The sequence below is a fragment of the Bradyrhizobium betae genome, assembly GCF_004123905.1.
GTDB classification, from domain to species: domain Bacteria; phylum Pseudomonadota; class Alphaproteobacteria; order Rhizobiales; family Xanthobacteraceae; genus Bradyrhizobium; species Bradyrhizobium betae_A.
The window spans coordinates 955,216-971,594 of record NZ_MZXW01000016.1 but is presented as its reverse complement, the minus strand read 5'-3'; the positions used below and the strand labels follow the sequence as shown (position 1 = coordinate 971,594).

General features: G+C 63.2%; 12 protein-coding genes and 1 pseudogene. 5 read left to right on the top strand and 8 right to left on the bottom strand.

All coding sequences use genetic code 11. The features are described from left to right. Positions 1-422 precede the first annotated feature (422 nt). The 3 genes and pseudogenes from B5V03_RS43025 to B5V03_RS14840 all read left to right on the top strand — a co-directional run. Positions 423-544 (top strand): annotated as a pseudogene (locus tag B5V03_RS43025) (IS91 family transposase); the annotation flags it as partial. A gap of 142 nt (positions 545-686) precedes the next feature. Continuing rightward, a complete protein-coding gene (locus tag B5V03_RS14845; RefSeq protein WP_129271022.1) occupies positions 687-2,429 on the top strand; it encodes an ethylbenzene dehydrogenase-related protein in 1,743 nt (580 codons plus the stop codon). A gap of 147 nt (positions 2,430-2,576) precedes the next feature. Further along, on the top strand, positions 2,577-3,587 hold the full coding sequence (locus B5V03_RS14840; protein WP_129271021.1) for a 2Fe-2S iron-sulfur cluster-binding protein: 1,011 nt from the start codon (positions 2,577-2,579) through the stop codon (positions 3,585-3,587). A gap of 46 nt (positions 3,588-3,633) precedes the next feature. Here B5V03_RS14840 and B5V03_RS14835 read toward each other — a convergent pair whose 3' ends face one another. Next, on the bottom strand, positions 3,634-4,437 hold the full coding sequence (locus tag B5V03_RS14835; RefSeq protein ID WP_129271223.1) for a PstS family phosphate ABC transporter substrate-binding protein: 804 nt from the start codon (positions 4,435-4,437) through the stop codon (positions 3,634-3,636). Between the two features lie 235 nt (positions 4,438-4,672). Between B5V03_RS14835 and B5V03_RS14830 the strand changes: the two genes are divergently transcribed. Beyond that, complete coding sequence (locus tag B5V03_RS14830) at positions 4,673-7,300, top strand: putative bifunctional diguanylate cyclase/phosphodiesterase (protein WP_245502219.1); 2,628 nt, start codon at positions 4,673-4,675, stop codon at positions 7,298-7,300. Between the two features lie 480 nt (positions 7,301-7,780). Here the strand turns inward: B5V03_RS14830 and B5V03_RS14820 are convergent, their stop codons facing one another. Together B5V03_RS14820 and B5V03_RS14815 are read right to left on the bottom strand one after the other, a co-directional pair. Next, the gene (locus B5V03_RS14820; RefSeq protein WP_129271019.1) at positions 7,781-8,605 is read right to left on the bottom strand and encodes an alpha/beta fold hydrolase; all 825 of its coding nucleotides are present in this window, start codon (positions 8,603-8,605) and stop codon (positions 7,781-7,783) included. 62 nt (positions 8,606-8,667) lie between these two features. Next, positions 8,668-9,687, bottom strand: a complete 1,020-nt coding sequence (locus tag B5V03_RS14815; RefSeq protein ID WP_129271018.1) for an alcohol dehydrogenase — start codon at positions 9,685-9,687, stop codon at positions 8,668-8,670. A gap of 148 nt (positions 9,688-9,835) precedes the next feature. Here B5V03_RS14815 and B5V03_RS14810 point away from each other — a divergent pair, with 148 nt between their 5' ends. After that, positions 9,836-10,777, top strand: a complete 942-nt coding sequence (locus B5V03_RS14810) for a GlxA family transcriptional regulator (RefSeq protein ID WP_129271017.1) — start codon at positions 9,836-9,838, stop codon at positions 10,775-10,777. Positions 10,778-10,938: 161 nt separating this feature from the next. On the opposite strand, the gene B5V03_RS14800 is transcribed toward B5V03_RS14810, so the two are convergent. The 5 genes from B5V03_RS14800 to B5V03_RS14780 all read right to left on the bottom strand — a co-directional run bounded on the left by B5V03_RS14800 (position 10,939) and on the right by B5V03_RS14780 (position 16,314). Beyond that, positions 10,939-11,658, bottom strand: a complete 720-nt coding sequence (locus tag B5V03_RS14800) for a hypothetical protein (protein WP_129271016.1) — start codon at positions 11,656-11,658, stop codon at positions 10,939-10,941. A 551-nt stretch (positions 11,659-12,209) separates the two neighbouring features. Then, the gene (locus tag B5V03_RS14795; RefSeq protein WP_129271015.1) at positions 12,210-13,397 is read right to left on the bottom strand and encodes an ABC transporter permease; all 1,188 of its coding nucleotides are present in this window, start codon (positions 13,395-13,397) and stop codon (positions 12,210-12,212) included. A 4-nt stretch (positions 13,398-13,401) separates the two neighbouring features. Then, positions 13,402-14,562 carry an ABC transporter permease gene (locus B5V03_RS14790; RefSeq protein WP_129271014.1) on the bottom strand — a complete coding sequence of 387 codons (1,161 nt, stop codon included), beginning with the start codon at positions 14,560-14,562 and terminating at the stop codon, positions 13,402-13,404. Beyond that, complete coding sequence (locus tag B5V03_RS14785) at positions 14,559-15,260, bottom strand: ABC transporter ATP-binding protein (protein WP_129271013.1); 702 nt, start codon at positions 15,258-15,260, stop codon at positions 14,559-14,561. The genes B5V03_RS14790 and B5V03_RS14785 overlap by 4 nt, the downstream gene beginning before the upstream one ends. A 19-nt stretch (positions 15,261-15,279) precedes the next feature. Beyond that, positions 15,280-16,314: an efflux RND transporter periplasmic adaptor subunit gene (locus B5V03_RS14780; RefSeq protein WP_206736146.1), complete on the bottom strand. Its 1,035-nt coding sequence runs from the start codon at positions 16,312-16,314 to the stop codon at positions 15,280-15,282. Positions 16,315-16,379: the final 65 nt, after the last annotated feature.

Below are 16,379 nucleotides of genomic sequence, written 5' to 3'. Positions count from 1 at the left end.
AGCTAGACGAATATTTTAACGCAACTTAAAGTTAAGGCGGGCTTTCAAGCGGGATCTGGATGGATCGCTCCAGCGACGCGCAGGTCCGCCATGATCATGGGCGAGGCCCATGTCCGGATCGAAGGTTTCAAGTTCGTTTTGGTGGGATGGCGCGCCACTCAGGACAAAGTTGCGAACTCTTATATAATTGAAATTGCTATACAAATTCAAGTTGCGAGGTTGGATCGAGTCACTGAAGGTTGCCATGTCTCCCAACGGTTTCCGTCGCGCTTATGATGGACGTGGTTTAGCGACCCGCGCAACGGCCGCGCTCTCGTCTGCCCGGCACCAGAGCCAACCTGGGTCAGAGACCGAGTTCGAGACTGGCGTACGCCCCACGGGCGGCTCGTTGGCCGACCGCTGTGACTGGGATAATGATCGTTGCCGGCCGCCTTAGCTTCTTTGGCGACCACGCCCATCTCGCCCAATTCCCAATGCTTCGCAGCTTTCTGGCACCACTGCGCAAGGCAAGTGGGTTGTCTACGCAAAGCGGCCGTTCGTGGGGACGAGTTGTCGGGCAATCTCACCAGATTTGATAACTTGCTTATGATACCCCGAGATAGTTTGTTCGCAGCTGTCCGCTTTTCTGGGAGAAGCGAAAGCGGACGACGTAGCTCTGCTGGTTTATGTTGGGTAGGCTTTGTGCAATGAAAAATGACACCGCTCGAACGAACGCCGACGCCTTGACCGAGAGAAGCCTCGCTCAAACAAAGCCTCACGACGGCCCGCCACGTACCGATGTCGGGACGATAACGCTCCATTGGGCGACTGCGCTCGCGTTCGTCGTAAGCCTCGTTACGGGCCTACGCATCGCAGCGGACGCGCTGCACGCCCCCTTCTCGAAATGGCTCGCTCCCGTCCTGCCGCAAGGCGAGATCTTTTCCTGGCATTTGCTCGCGGGGCTCGCCGTCTTCTTCTGCGTGGCGGCCTACGTCGCCTACCTCGCGCGCAGCGGCCTGGTCGAGCGCAACAGCCCCAAGAAGACGCGGATCCTCGCGATGCGCGCTCCGGCTCGCCTCAAATGGGGAGCCGTCAACGTCATCCTGCACTGGTTCGTCTATGCACTCGTGATCTTCCTCACGGTGACGGGCGTCATGATGTATCTCGGCTATGGCGGCTGGTGGGCTTATCTCCACTCGACCGCCGCCTTCGTCGGGCTCGTCTATATCTTCGCGCATATCGCCGCGCATTTTCTCTATGGCGGCTGGCTGCAGATCTTCCGCTTGTTTCGGCCGGAGCCGCTCGCGATCACGAAGGCCGTGCGGCCGAGGCCTCTTCTCGTCGCCGCCGCAATCGGGGTGGCAGTCGCGTGCGGCGTCGCCGGGCTCGACTGGGCGACGCGCGATACGCTCGTCATCGCGCGGGTGAGCGACGCGCCCAAGCTGGACGGCGCCATGGGCGATCCCGCCTGGTCGCGCGCGCGGCCCGTCGTCATCCGCACGCAGCAGGGTGCCAATCTCGACGGATCGGGCGAATCGCGCGTGGAAGTGCGCGCCCTGCACGACGGGCAGAAGATCTATTTCGCCTTCCGCTGGGACGATCCCACGCGCTCCCTGCGCCGCATTCCGATCATCAAGAAAGAGGATGGCTGGCACGTCCTCGACGAGCGTACGGGCCTGCAAGACGCCGTCGACTTCTACGAGGATAAGCTGTCGGTCATTTTCTCGGATAATCCATCGCTCGGCGGCGCGGGCGCGACGAGTCTCGGCGTCAACCCTCTGCCCGGCAAACCGATGCCGCTCAACGGCCGGGGCTTCCACTTCACGACCGATGGCAGCTACATAGACATGTGGCAGTGGAAGGCATCGCGCGGGGGCATGCTCGGGCGTGTCGACAGCCAATATATCGGCCCGCCCTACGCCCCGACCCTGGACGAGCAAAATTACGATGCCCGCTACCAGGGTGGCTATTGGAACAAGCCCGGTCGCACGCTTTATTCGTATAACTTCAAGTTCATCCACAAGAACGACAAAGGGCCCGTCGCGGTTCAGCGGCTTCCCAAGGACTGGAAGGCGCAGGTCGCAGCCCTCGGCAAATTCGATCTCGATCCCAACAGCAGCGACGACGAGAACGGCCGCTGGTACATGTTCGACCGGGAGAGCGAACCCTACACGCCAGAGGCCGACGCGAGGATTCCCGTCGGCACGATCCTGCCCGGCGTGATTATTGCCGGCGACAACGACGGAGAGCGGGCCAATGTCACCGGCGTTTCAAAATGGAGCAACGGACATTGGACGCTCGAGCTGACGCGCAACATGAAAAGCGATGGCAGATATGACAAAGCCTTCGTGCCGGGCCGCGATCTCTACATGTGGGTCGCTGTCTTCGACCATACACAGACGCGGCATGCGAGCCATAACCGCCCGGTGCTTGTCGTCACGCAGAAATAGGCATCCCATGGGGGGCGACCTGCTCGACCGGAGACCACTGCGGCGCGGCTGCGCTGAAGCAGGGCTTCGCCCTCATCCGCGCATCGCGTTCTGGCGCGGCAAGCAGCACTCAGCTCGCAGAAATTCGCAGCGCCCAGAGGCCTCGCGATGAAGAGTCAGTGTCGGCTCGTCCTCAACGGCAAGCTCGTCGAAGCCCGCGCCGGCGAAAGCCTGATCGACGCGGCGCTCGGCGGCTCGATCCTCATTCCGCACGACTGCAGATCGGGACAATGTCAGAGCTGCCGGGTGACGGTCGTTTCGGGCTCGGTTGATGACGGCGGCTCGGGCCATGGCCGCACTGTGCTCGCCTGCCAGGCCGCGGTCGCAGGCGATGCGGAGATCGAGTTCGAAGAATTGCCGCTGCCGACGAAGCGCGCGTGCGCCGTTACCGAGATCAACGAGCTCTCGCCAGAGATCGCCGAAGTCGTGCTGACGACCTCAGCGCCGCTCGACTTTCGGCCGGGCCAATATGTGCGCGTGAAGTTTTCCGGCTATCCTGCGCGCGAGTTCAGCCCGACCTTCAGGCTCGATGGTTCCTTCAGGCAAGTCGAACTCGTCTTCCATATCCGGCGCCTGCCTGACGGCACCGTGTCGGGGCAGATCGGCAAGGCCATCAGGCCCGGCCATGCGGCGCATGTGCAAGGCCCCTTCGGACAAGCCTATCTACGACAGGGCCAGGGGCCGCTGGTGCTGGTCGCCGGCGGAGCAGGCTGGGCCCCGATCTGGGCGCTGGCACGTTCGGCGCGCTCAAGCCAGCGCAACCGCGAAATGGTGGTTGTCGCCGGCAGCCGGGATGCCGATAACCTCTATATGCTTCCCTCGTTGCAGTGGCTGATCGACGACGGTGTCCGCGACGTCATTGCGACGACAGAGGTCGGATCTACCCTGCCGATCAGGCCCGGGCGCCCATCGCACTACCTGCCCCTGCTCGGACTGGAGGATACGGTCTACGTCGCCGGCCCCGTTGGTCTCGTCGATATCGTGACGAACAAGGCACGCTCGGCCAATGCGCAATGCTACGCCGATCCTTTCCTGCCGAGCTCTCAGACCCCATCGCTGATGGACAAGATCACCCGTCTATGGCGGAGTCGGGAGCAGCCTGATCGCCCCGGTCTGTGAGCCGATGCCGAGCTCAGCGCGCCGGCGGCCAGCGAGCCTTGGCGGCTCACGGCTTGACGGGCAGACTACCGAGGCTGGTAATGACGTCGGCTGCCTTCTGCGTATCGGCAAAGCGTAAAAAGGCCAAGGCGTCCGGATCTTGCAACGTCTTTAGATAGATTAGCGCCAGCACCACGCTCGAGGGATAATCCGCGTCGGTCGGGTAGTGACCGTCCACGCGAAGCACTGTGAACCCCTGTTCCAACGGCCGCGAGAAGGGACCGAAGCCGATCGCGCCTTGAACATCGCGAACCGTCTCGATCGCTTCCTGTGTGGTCGTTGCCGTCTTCGATTTCTCGGTGATCTCGAGATCACGCCAGCCGGGCATGCTGGCCCGTAGCACAGTGAGAGTGCTGTCCTGGTCCTCGCGCCGCACGACACGGATGCGCATATCGGAGCCGCCCAGCTCCTTCCAATTCGCAAGGCGGCCCGAATAGATGCCAACGAGCTGATCGCTCGTGACGGCACTCACTCCACAGCCGGGATGGACGATGAAAGCCGAGGGCAGCCGGGCGATCGCCTTATAGACGATGCCCGAAGCCGCCTCGGCGTCGGTCAGGCGGCGCGCGACGCGCCCTAAGATCGCTTTGCCGGACCCCACGGCCGCGATGCCTCCGCCAGAACCGATGCTCGGCGGGATCTCGATCTGTGGCGATCCTTCCTGCTGCATGAAGCTCGCGGCGATGACGCGCAGGACATCGATGCCGTCTCCGGTCCCGACGATGTCGAGCCTGCGTGTTTCGGCGCCAGCGGCATTCACCCCCGCAAGGCAGAGGCCCAAAATTGCCGCCGCTATCCTCGAAAATGCCATGGCAAACCCCTTCGAACCACGAGGTGCGCAATCTGGCAAAGAAACCTAAACCTTCTGTTGTCGCAATACCGTGTCTTTTGGACTCATCAGCGTGCCGGACAGCAGGTAAAAGCACAAAATCTGATGGTTTCGAAAAACCGTTTGTTAATTATCCAGCCACAAATAGCCGATCAAATAGACGATTTTGGATATTTCACTCCCCTAAGGTTGGCGCCTGGAAGGGGCCTGAGCGACATTGACCGGCCCCCGTAAGTTCAAGGTGCTGGCGGTGGTGGCGACTGACGCGGATTTGGCACAGGCATCGAGGGCGCCGCCCCGCTGGCGTCGTTGGGCCGTTGCGTCCGGGGTTCCGAGTTTCCCCTCGTCTATCGCCATGCGCCTTGTTGCCGTCGTGCTCGCGACCGGCGTCCTCGGGCTTGGCGTCATTGGCGGCTTGACGGCGCTACGCCTGCAGCAGCAACTGAGGCATCAGGCTGCGGCACTGGGTGAACTCTCAGAAGACCAGCTCGCTCATCGCCTCGACGGCGAGGCGCAGTTGGCGCGAGCGCGAATCGAGGTCCTGGGCGCAGAAACCGCATCTCGCCTGCGTCAAATCGCTCAGCGCGCCGATGTCGGCAAGGCGGTCGCCTCGAACAACGATGTAACTATCCGCGAGCTGCTCAGCATCGTTGCTTCGACCTCCGGCTTCGAAAGGCTGATCGCCTTCGACGAAACCGGTCGCGTGATCGGCGCCAACACGCCTCTCGATCTCCTCGCGCTGAACCGGGCGCTCGAGGGGACCGCCCTCTCTGTCAATCTCAGCGCGATCCTCGGGGACAATAGCCGCTCGCACCCGCAGGGTGAGGAAGGCACTTATGAGCTTAAATTGCGTGAATTGTCAGCGCTCGGCCTGCCGCCGCGCCACACCATAGCGCATACCGCAATCGAGCCCGTGTTCGACGACTTCGGCGACCTCATCGGCGCGCTTGCCGCCATCCGGCCGCTCGGGCGCACGGAGCGGACTCTCGAGAACTTCACTTCGCTGGCCAATGCCGGCGTGGTCATCATCACGGGTGACAACGAGATCGTGTCTTCCGCGGGGCCTGAAGGGGTGAGATTCAGCAGCGCCAAGACGCGTTTGGCCGGGCTGCAGCGCTCGGATGACGGTAACTACGTCGCGCGCTGTGTCGATTACGAGGCGACGCTCAAGGTGTGTACGTTCGCGAGCGCATCGCTCGTGACGACGACACGCGATCAGATGTTCCAGATCGGCGCAGCCCATACGCGTTCGCTGATGTGGCAGTTCCTGGCAACGGCGGCGCTGGCGCTCGGTGCCTTGGTCGTCGCGCTGTTGGCCGTCGTGAGGCACCTCACGAAAGGACTTTCGGCGCTCGCCAAGGCCGCCCAGGAAATCGCGGGTGGCAATATGGACGTTCCGTTCCGCGCAACGGGCATCGGCGAGGTCCGCGGCCTCGGCCTCGCATTCGAGCGAATGCTGACGCATTTGCGGGCCAGCACTCGGAGAATTCGTCAGCTCGCTTTCTACGACACGGTGAGCCACATTCCCAATCGGGAGAAGATGCGCGTCGATGCGCCGACGTTCATCGGCGCAGAAGAGGGCGCAGCGCTGTTCTTCCTCGACCTCGATGGCTTCAAATCCATCAACGACACTTTCGGGCACAAGGCTGGCGACGAGCTGCTCAGGATGGTAGCCGAGCGCTTGAGTATTTTGCTGACGTCCAGGGGTACTGCTTGCAAATCTCTGCTCGCCCGGGTCGGGGGCGACGAGTTCGTCGCCATCATCGCTGGGGTAAAGACCACCGACGCCGCGAGCCTCTGGGCCCGCGAGATGATCGAGACGCTGCAAGTTCCCGTCAAGCTTCAGAGCAACCATGCAACCATCGGCGTCAGCATCGGCATCGCGATCTGTCCCACCCACGGCACAACCTATGACGATCTCCTGATCCACGCAGACCTTGCGATGTACGTCGCGAAGAGTTCGGGACGCAATACCTACGCATTCTTCACTCCGGATCTCGCAGAGGGCGCCCGTGCCCGCCATGCGCTCGAAATCGATCTCGCCCTGGCGATCCGCAATGAAGAACTCGTCGTCCATTACCAGCCCAAGGTGTCCTGCGTGAATGGCCGCATCGTAGGGGTGGAGGCGCTGGCGCGCTGGCATCACCCGAAGGAAGGTAACATTCCTCCTCAGCGCTTCATCAAGATCGCGGAGGAGATCGGCCTCATCATGGAGATCGACCGCTTCGTACTCAGGCGCGCACTCGCCGAAATCGGGGGCTTGATCCGGGCCGGCTCGGACCTCGTGCTCGCCGTGAATGTTGCGGCGACGGAAATCGAGGACCCGCTGTTCATCAAGGATATCGTCACGGCCGTTCGCGAGGCCGACTTCCCGCCGTCACGCCTCGAGATCGAGATCACAGAGTCGGTCGCGATGCGCAATCCTGATGTCGTGCGCGAGCGAATAAGCCTGCTCAGGCAATTGGGCATACGTTTCGCAATGGACGATTTCGGAGCCGGCTATTCGAATCTTTCGACGATGGCGAGGCTCCCCTTCGACGCCGTAAAGCTCGATCGCACGCTGGTGGCGGGTGTTGCGGAAGACCGCGAAAAGCAAACGATCCTACGCCTTGCGCTCGGACTTGCGGACGAATTGGGGTTCGAAACGGTCGTGGAAGGCGTCGAAACGGCCGAAGACCTTCGGTTCGCGGCCGAAAATGGCGCGACCATGGCGCAAGGTTATCTTTTTTCTCGCCCTATATCGCTCGAAGAGTTCGCCGTCCTGCTTCAGCCCAGCCTTTTGGCTGCGGCGGTCGAAGTCGTGCCCAGGCGACGCGGCGCAGAGCGGCAGGCTGTGATCCGCTGACCCGTCGGCGACGACATCAACCTTGGATGCCGATGGGGATCGCGGTTTTGTGCCGAACGGTGGGAATGGTGCCTAGGGAGGGAATCATACGCGACCACCGACAGGACGAACTGGTGTTTGTCCTTAGCATGGTGGCGTGAGCGCTTGGCACGGTGGTGGAGTTTTGCTCGCCGAGAAAGGTAGGACCGAGCCCGTTTGCCGAAGAAAGCTGGCCTTGGTCCAGATTGAGGCATGGTCGGCCGAGATCGGCAGCATGAATCAGGCTCGTTGCCGGCCCCCATCCGGCTCGCCGGATACAATCCGCAACAACCCAAGGATCTCGATCGCTGGAAGCAGTGTTTCTGCCCAACCTCCCTTCAGATCCCAGAGGATGCCGAATTGGTGAAGCCGCGCCGTAAGGTGCGAGAACTGCCGGAACTGAGCGAGGCCGCCATGGGCCTCGATCACGTGCTGCTGAGATTGCGCATCTGTTTCTTCACCTCACTCGTCCAGGAAGGTTCGGCAATGGGCGACGAACCTCGCCGGATATTGGAACAGCGCGCCGTGGCCCGAGTCGGGATAGATGATGAGCTGCGCGTCCTTCGTCGCTTTGAACATGTTGTAGGCGTTAATGCTCGGAAACATGGTATCGTCGCTGCCGTGCACGATGAGCGCCGGCTGCCCGATGGCGCGTAGCGTTGCGTCGTCTTCATCCTTGCGCGCGCACCAGCCGATGATTGCCTTCGCCTGAGACTCGCTGACAGCGTCGCCGCTGTCCGGATCACGACCTTCAGAGCGGGCCGTTGCGCGGGCAACGAAGGCACGGCCGGCGCGCTGGCTTGCTTCGGAAGCCGTGAAGAACAAGGGCAGACGCACATCCGGCGCACCTCGGGAGAAGGCGTCGTCGACCACTTCGAGAAGGTGTTCTTCGCCACCCCGTGGTGCCGCGCCGGCGATGATGACCTTGCCGATCAGGTCGGGGTGCTGCACGGCGAGGACTTGGGCGAGCATACCGCCGAGGGAGAAGCCGAGAAGATCAATCTTCGACAGACCAAGGCCCCGCACGAATGACTCGGCGTCGGCCGCCATCTGTTCCACCGTGTCGGGCGTCCGGCCAGTCGAAGTGCCGATGCCGAGGTTGTTGAACGCAATGACCGGCCGCGTTTCGGCAAGGCTGTTCACCACTTCCGGATCCCAGGAATCCATCGTCCCGGTGAAGTGCTGCAGCAGGATGAGCGGTGTCCCGACCGTCGGGCCAAGCCGCCTGAAGGCAAAGCGGATGTCGCCGACGTTCAAGTATTCTGTTCTTGCGGTTTCGAGTGACATGATTGTTCCTCTGTGAGCTGCCTCGCCCGAGGCAAGGTCGATCCGGATGATTGGCGGCGCATCTACATGGTGAGGACGATGCGGAAGCGGGCTTTCCCCGCCATCATCTTGCGATAGGCTTCCGGCGCGCGTTCCAGCGGCATCGTCTCGATCATGGCAGTGACGCCGGCGAGCGAGCTGAAACGCAAGGTGGCGTCGGCGGTGGCCGGGTCACCGGTCAAGGCGCCCTCGACAGAGCGCCCACCGAACAGAAGGTCCGAGGTTGCGATCTCTACGGGTTCGGGCGAGGCACCGAGTGCGATGATCCGACCGCGCGGCCTAAGCCCCTTCACCGCGTCGGCCACGGCCTTGCCGCCCGACGCGGTGACGACGACAAGATGGGCGCCGCCCAGATCCTGCAACGCCGAAGCAACCGGGGCGGTCGAGCTGTCGATATAATGATGGGCGCCGAGCTTTCCTGCGAGGCCATCCTTGTCCGGCCCGCGTCCGATTGCCACGACCTCGAAGCCCATGCGCCGCGCGAACTGCACGGCCAGATGTCCCAAGCCGCCAATGCCGATCACTGCCACGAGATCGCCGGCGCGTGCGGGAGAATTGCGGAGCGCGCTGAAGGTCGTCAGCCCCGCGCAGAGCAGCGGAGCAGCGTCTTCCGAGGCGAGGCCATCGGGGATCGACACGAGGCCGCTGGCGGGCGTGAGCATGTATTGCGCGTAGCCCCCATCATGATGAATGCCGGTGAACTCCTGGTTCCGGCAGTTGACGAGATCGCCGCCGCGGCACTCTGCACAATGTCCGCAACTGCCTCCGAGGAAGCCAACGCCGACACGCTGCCCGAGCGTCCAGCCTTCGACGTTGCTGCCGACGGCATCAATCACACCTACCGCCTCGTGGCCCGGCACGCGCGGCCATTGGATCGGGAAGGCCCCTTCGACCGTCGCCGCGTCGGAGTGGCAGACGCCGCAGGCCTCGACGCGAAGGCGGACCTGCCCGGGGGCGGGATCGACAAGCGGCTTTTGCGTCAGTTCGAGTTGTCCCGGCCCGACGGCCTGGACGGCGGTGTATGTTGTCGGATGGTGCGACATGAAAGCTCCAGCGTCTGAAAAGCTATCAGAGCGCTACCAGCGGCCTCCCGAAGCCGACAGGACGTAGATGCCGTCATTCCGGCCATGAACATGGCGAAACGTCGCCGGAACAACCATCTAGGCGGGTAGCAACCGTCGCGGAGAAAGCATGAAGATTGGCCTTGTCCTTTGCCCGAATTTCCAACCCATCTGCTTCGGGGCCGTTGCGGCGTTCGACGTGGCCAACAAGCAAGCCGGCGAGACGCTCTACGACGTGCGCGTCCTCTCGGAGGAAGGAGGGCTGGTCGCCTCGTGGGCCGGCATGCAGGTCATGACGGACCCATTCGACGACGCGCCTTATGACACGCTGATCGTCGCCGCGGGCCTTGAGATACCGACGTCGTCGCCGGGATTGGTCCGGCTGCTTCGCGCCGCCGCCCGGGACGCGCGGCGGGTTGCCGCCATCTGCCTGGGCTCGTTCGTCCTGGGAGATTCCGGGTTGCTGAACGGCCGGCGCGCCACGACCCATTGGCGTTACGCGCAGGCGCTGCAGGACCGTTTCCCTAGCTGCCAGGTCGATATGGACAAGATCTTCATCGCGGATGGGCCGATTTGGACGTCAGCCGGCATGACGGCGGGAACGGACCTCGTCGTGGGCATGATCGAGCGCGACCACGGGTCCGACATTGCCCGTTCAGTCGCAAAGGGCATGGTCATGTATCATCGCCGCTCCGGCGGACAATCCCAACACTCCACCTTGCTGGATCTCGGCGCGAATGAAGACAGGGTTCAGCGCGCCTTGAATTACGCGCGTCAGAACCTTGCCGAGAGCCTGACGATTGATGACCTTGCTGAGGCCGCGAGCCTCAGCCCCCGGCAGTTCGCGCGACTCTTCCGGTCGGAAACCGGCACGACGCCGGCCAAGGCCGTTGAAGCACTGCGGCTTGAAGCCGCGAAATTGATGCTGGAACAGAGCCGGTTACCAATCGAGGTCATCGCCCGTGAGGTAGGGTTCGCGAACCGGGAGCGGATGCGCCTGGCGTTCGTCCGTGTGCACGGGGAGGTACCGAGAGCCATCCGCAATGACGCCGGACCGCTCGCCATACTCTAGCCGGTTGTGCGAAGAAGCACCCTTCCAGTTCTCGGTCCGAGGTAAAGGCCGACTTCCGGACGCGGTCGTCGCCGAACTGCAAAAGCGACGAGGGGCGATCGTACTCGAAGACCACCTCTTCGCTTTCGGTCCGAACAGGGTGACCCGCAGTGGGTGCTAGTCTAGCCAAGGCGGATGTTGGAGAGATCGATCGAAACGACGAGCGGCTCGGTGCTGAAGCTGCCGTCCGGCTGACGGGCATAGATCCGGCGCTTCGTCGGGAATTTGATGCCCGAGACTTCCGCGTAGTCTTCGATAATGTGCGCGCCGGGCGTGTTGCCCGCGATCTCGACGTCGTAGTCGTGGCGCTTCAGCAACCCCTCGCCGTCGAAATAGAGCGTCTGTACGGTGCTGTGCGTCGCGATCCCGTCGGGAAACCGTACGGCGAGGCGGCGCCAGTCGCCGCTATCGGTCGGCCAAGGCTCCAGTTCCTCCGTCTCGACTCTTGGCCAGGCGAGCAGGAACGGCATGTTCAGATAGGTCCACATGGCGCAGCCGGCGAAGTAGGCGAGCTGCAGCTCCGTCCATGGCGTTTGCAGCGTGTGGCCGGCGAAGCTGGCGCGCGGCTCGAGCAGTTCTTCGAGAACTGTTCCGTTCTCAGCTTCCAGAGCGACGCGGCCTGGCTCGAAGCGGGAGCGTCGATTGCCGGCGCCGAACGGAGCGTGCGAAGCCCACTCTTTCTTGAGACCCACCGTGACGTTGGTTTGCGCGAGGGTGCGCGCCTGCCCCTTCAAGGACCACAGGGCGCCCCCCTGCACGAGATCGGCCGACACCTGCTCGAACTGCCGCCACCGATCGAGGCCTCCATGAGCTTCGATGGCAAGATCCTTGAGTTGCTTCATTGTTGCGCTCCTGCGGGAGCCACGCGGGATCGCGCGGCCTTTGTGGCGGGAGCCTAGATGCTCGGCCAAGCCTGCCGAACGACTTAGATGCCTTGATTCCAGACGCGACCGCGAGCCGGGCTTTCCAAACGCCTCTGCAAGCCGAGTGCGCTACTTTAGACGCTGGTACGATGCCGTTTCGACCCGGTCGACCGTTAACACCTCGTGCCGACTGTTGAACGGTCGGATAGCCGTGGCACTGGGTAACCGGCGCTGATGAGGCTGAGGCCGGCGTGGAAAGGCGTGTGGAAGTGTGGTTGCGAGGGCTGGATTTGAACGTAGGTAAACTTAGCGAGCCCTAGGGAGAGATATCCGCGAGCGCCCTTCGCGCCGATCATCCAGCGAACGCAATCCTGCAAGATCGTGCTTCAGCGTGGAAAAACGTAGCTTTGGTGCGCCATTCAGAACAAAATTGCGAACTCGTATGTCGTTGAAATAGCTTTGTAATTTTTTCCACAGGCGAGCGCATGCCTATTGAGAACTCCTCGCACTGGGTCAAGTCGCGGAAACGATCAGCCGTAGAGCCCAGCGACAATCGGCATCCGGGCGGCGCGGAGTGCCGGAAACAGTCCGCCGAACAGGCCGACCACGAGTGCGAGCAACAGGCCCTGGCCGATCAGGCGCGGGCTGAGCTGGAAATTGAACACCACCTGACTGAAACTTGCGCCCATGGTCGAGGCGGTGAAGCCGTCAAAGACCAGATAGGTGGCTGCGGCCCCGATCACGCCACCGGCCGCGGCCAGGATCAGCGACTCGACCAGCGTGCCGACGAAAGTCGAAAAGCCGCCGAACCCGATGGCGCGCAAGGTCGCGATCTCGGTCGCCCGCGCCGCGACCGAGGAGTACATCGTGTTGAGCGCGCCCGCCAGCGAGCCAAATGCCATCGCGATCGCCAGGGGCCAGCCGAGCTTCTGGATCAGGTCCGACGTATTCGACGCCTGCTGGGCGAAATAGGCGGCTTCGGACGTCACGTCGAGCTTGAGACGAGGATCGCTGTCGCTGTACGCGCGCAACGCCTCGATCGCTGCCGGATTGGTCAGCCGCGCGCGCACGGTCTGGACGGCGCCGGCGCGCTTGAACAGGCTCTGCACCACCGGAAGATCGGCCCAGATCTCCGACTCGAACACGCTCCCGTCGGCAGCGAAGATTCCGACCACCGTCCACCGCGTGCTGTTGAAGGTCACCGTCCCACCGAGATCGAAGCCCTCGAATTCCTTGCCCATCGCCTTGCCGACGATGATCTCGTTGCTACCCGGATTGAACATGCGGCCGGCGGTGATGACGATGCCGCGGCGTAGCGCGGGGCCCTGGGGGCCGAGACCGCGCAGCGGCAGGCTCGCCTTGGTCCGGGTGCTGCGTTTGATCCCATCGACTGTTAGGTAGAGTTCGCCCGATATCTGCGGCTTGCCGTCCGCGCCCTTGGCGATCCCCGGACCATCCTCGATCAGCCGAACCTGGTCGCGCAAGACCACGCTGTTGATCTCCGACAGCGAGCCGCTGCGCAACACAACAGCGATGTCCTCTGCGCCGGAGTCTGCGATGGTGCGCTGGAATCCATTGGCCATGGCAAGGAATGCCAGCAGCACCGTAACGACGAGACCGACCGCGATGACCGTCGCCAGCGACAGCCACAGGCGCTGCGGCAAGCTCTTGAGGTTGATGGTCGTGACGGCCAGCACCTGCAGGAAAATCGAGCGCATCGAATTAGCTCCGACCCAGCGCGGTGACGATATTGAGGCGCATCGCATTGAGCGCCGGCACCAGGCCAGTGATGATGCCGAACACGACCATCAGTCCGACCGCCGCCGCCGCGATGTCAGGGTATAGCGACAGCGTCGGAACGAAGCTCATCAGGCTGTCTCGCACTCTCGTGATCAGAAGAAGCGCGACGCCGAGGCCGGGCAGGCCGCCGAGCAGCGCCAGCAGGATCGATTCGCCGAGCACCATGCGCAGGATGCGACCACCGGAAAAGCCCAGCGTCTTCAGCACGCCGATCTCGCGCGTGCGCTCGCGCACCGTCATCACCATGGTGTTGCCGACAATCATCAGGATCGTCACGAAGGCCGCTCCCACCACCAGTTCGACGATCAGCGCGATGTTGCCGAGTTGGGCGGCGAACGCCTTGTTGAAGGCCTTCTCGCTGTCAGTCGTCGTCTCGTAGGGAGAATTGGCAAACATCCCGTCGATGGCGTTAGTCACACGCTCGTTCGCGGCTACCGAGGTGGTGCGCAGCGACAGCCAGCTGATCAGGTCCTTGCCGAACGAGCGCGTCTCGTTGAAATAATCGTAGCCCATCAGCATGACGTTGGTGTCGGCCTGCGGAATGCGGGCGCTGAAGCTGCCAACGATGATGAAGTCCCAGGCGTGCGAGCGATTCTTCTGGGACCAGATGTTGCTCGAAATCGGAATATGATCACCGACCTTCCAGCCCCATTTCTCCATCATGCGCGCCCCGACCAGAACGCCGGTGCGCTCGCGGATGAAGGCCGCGCGTGCCTCGGGTGAAAACACGAAGTCGCTGTCGCGAAGCTTCATCCAGTTCTCCGGATCCACCGCAAAGGCTACGAGAAAGTTCCTCGGCTCCTGATAATAGCCTCCGAACCAGCTGAAATGGGTGATCTGAGCGACGCCGTCGACGGCGGCGACGCGATTGTAGTAGGAGATCGGGAGCGGCTGGGTGAAGCTGATCTTGTTGGTGACTACCAGACGGTCCGGCGTGGCGCGGTCCTGGCCGGCGTTGAAGGCGCGTTCGAAGCTCGCCAACACGCCGAAGATCGCAAACGCGATCAGGATCGACACCATCATCAGGATCGCGCGCAATTTCCGGCGGAACAGGTTCTTGCGGATCAAGATCAGGTCATTCACGCCGCGAGCTCCTTTTCAATGAAGTGCCCCTTGTCGAGATGCAGCGATCGCTTGGCGTATTGCGCCGCCGCCGGGTCGTGGGTCACCATCACGATGGTCTTGCCGAGATCGCGGTTGAGCACTTGCAGGATCGACAGCACCTCGTCGGCGGTGGCGCGGTCGAGATCTCCGGTCGGTTCGTCGCACAACAGCAGCGCCGGATCGGAGACGATGGCACGCGCGATGGCGACGCGCTGCTGCTGCCCGCCCGACATTTCCTTGGGATAGTGCTTGACCCGATCGGCGAGCCCGACCACGCCGAGCGCCGTCTCGACCCGCTGGCGCCGCTCCTTGCGGCCGAGCCGCGTCAGCAACAGCGGCAATTCGACATTCTGCGCCGCGGTCAGCATTGGCATCAGATTGTAGAACTGGAAGATGAATCCGATATGGGATGCCCGCCAGCGCGAAAGTTCGCTCTCGGACAGGCGGTCAAGGCGTTCACCGGCGACCTCGATCCCGCCTGCGTCGGACCGATCGATGCCACCAAGCAGGTTGAGCAAGGTGGTCTTGCCAGACCCCGACGGTCCCATCACGGCGACGAAATCCCCGCGCGGAATAGCAAGGTTGAGACCATCGAAGATGGTGATCGTCTCCTTCCCCTTAGTGAACCGTTTGCACAGATCGACGATGTCGATCATCGGGTCGGTTGGCGATAACATGGGTCTTGCTCCCGCGTGTTTAGGGGGGACCGGACCGCGCCGCGGCAGGCGCGCCGTCTTCCAGGAATTTCACCTTGATCGCCATGTCCGGCAGAATGCGCGCGTCTTTCACATCCATGCCGACACGGACCTTGACGGTCGCCTTCTCGCGATTGGCGGTTGGCACGATGGCGATGACGGCGCCCGGGATGCGCCAGTCCGGATAAGCATCGAGCACGGCTTCAACGCGGGTGCCGGCATGCAAGCGGCCGATCGAGGCTTCGCTGACGTCAACCTCGATCTCGATCGAGTCCATGTCGACAATGGTACAGATGCCGGTGCGGGTGAAGCCGCCGCCGGCCGACAGCGGCGAGATCATCTCACCGGGTTGCGCGCTGCGGTCGACCACGACGCCGGCGAACGGCGCGCGGATCCGGTGCTTGCCGAGCACCTCGCCGTAGCGCTGCGCCTCGAGTCGAGCCGCCGCCAGTTGGGCCTCCGCCTGGCGGAGCTGGGCCCGCAGCACGCCGGCTCTCGCCTGCGACTTGGTCAGATCGGCCTCGGTGGCGTAATTCTTCCCCGACAGCGTCTGGGTTCGATTGAGGATTCGCTCGGCGTCGGCCAAGTCGGCGGCAATTGCGGCCATGGCCGCTTCGGAAGCCTCGGCGCGCGCCTGCGCCAGCGCGTAATCCTTGTCGGCCAAGACATCGTCGAGTCTGGCGAGAACCTGGCCTGCCTGCACCACCATGCCCTCGTCGACCAGGAGGTCGACCACCTTGCCGGTGACCTCGGCCGCGATGGTGGCCTTGCGGCGCGCCACGACGTAGCCGGACGCGATCAGGCTGCCCGTGCTGCTCGGCGCAAGCGCCACGCTCTTTTGAAGCGCGTTATCCGGCCGCGCGACCTCAGTCGCTGGCCCCTCGACGGATGGCGCCTGCGCCGACTGCAACTGACTCCCGAGCCAAAGCGCCGCGCCGCTTCCCAGCACGAGCAGGACGATTAGTATTCCGATGACCGGAAGCAGCCGTCGTTGCGGCCGTGACGAAGGCCCGGCCGGCGGGGACCGTTCGATCATGAGCGAGCGTAGCGATCGCGTCCTGTCATCCATCTCCACAGCTTGCCCGCTCCGGCGGAGTCTTT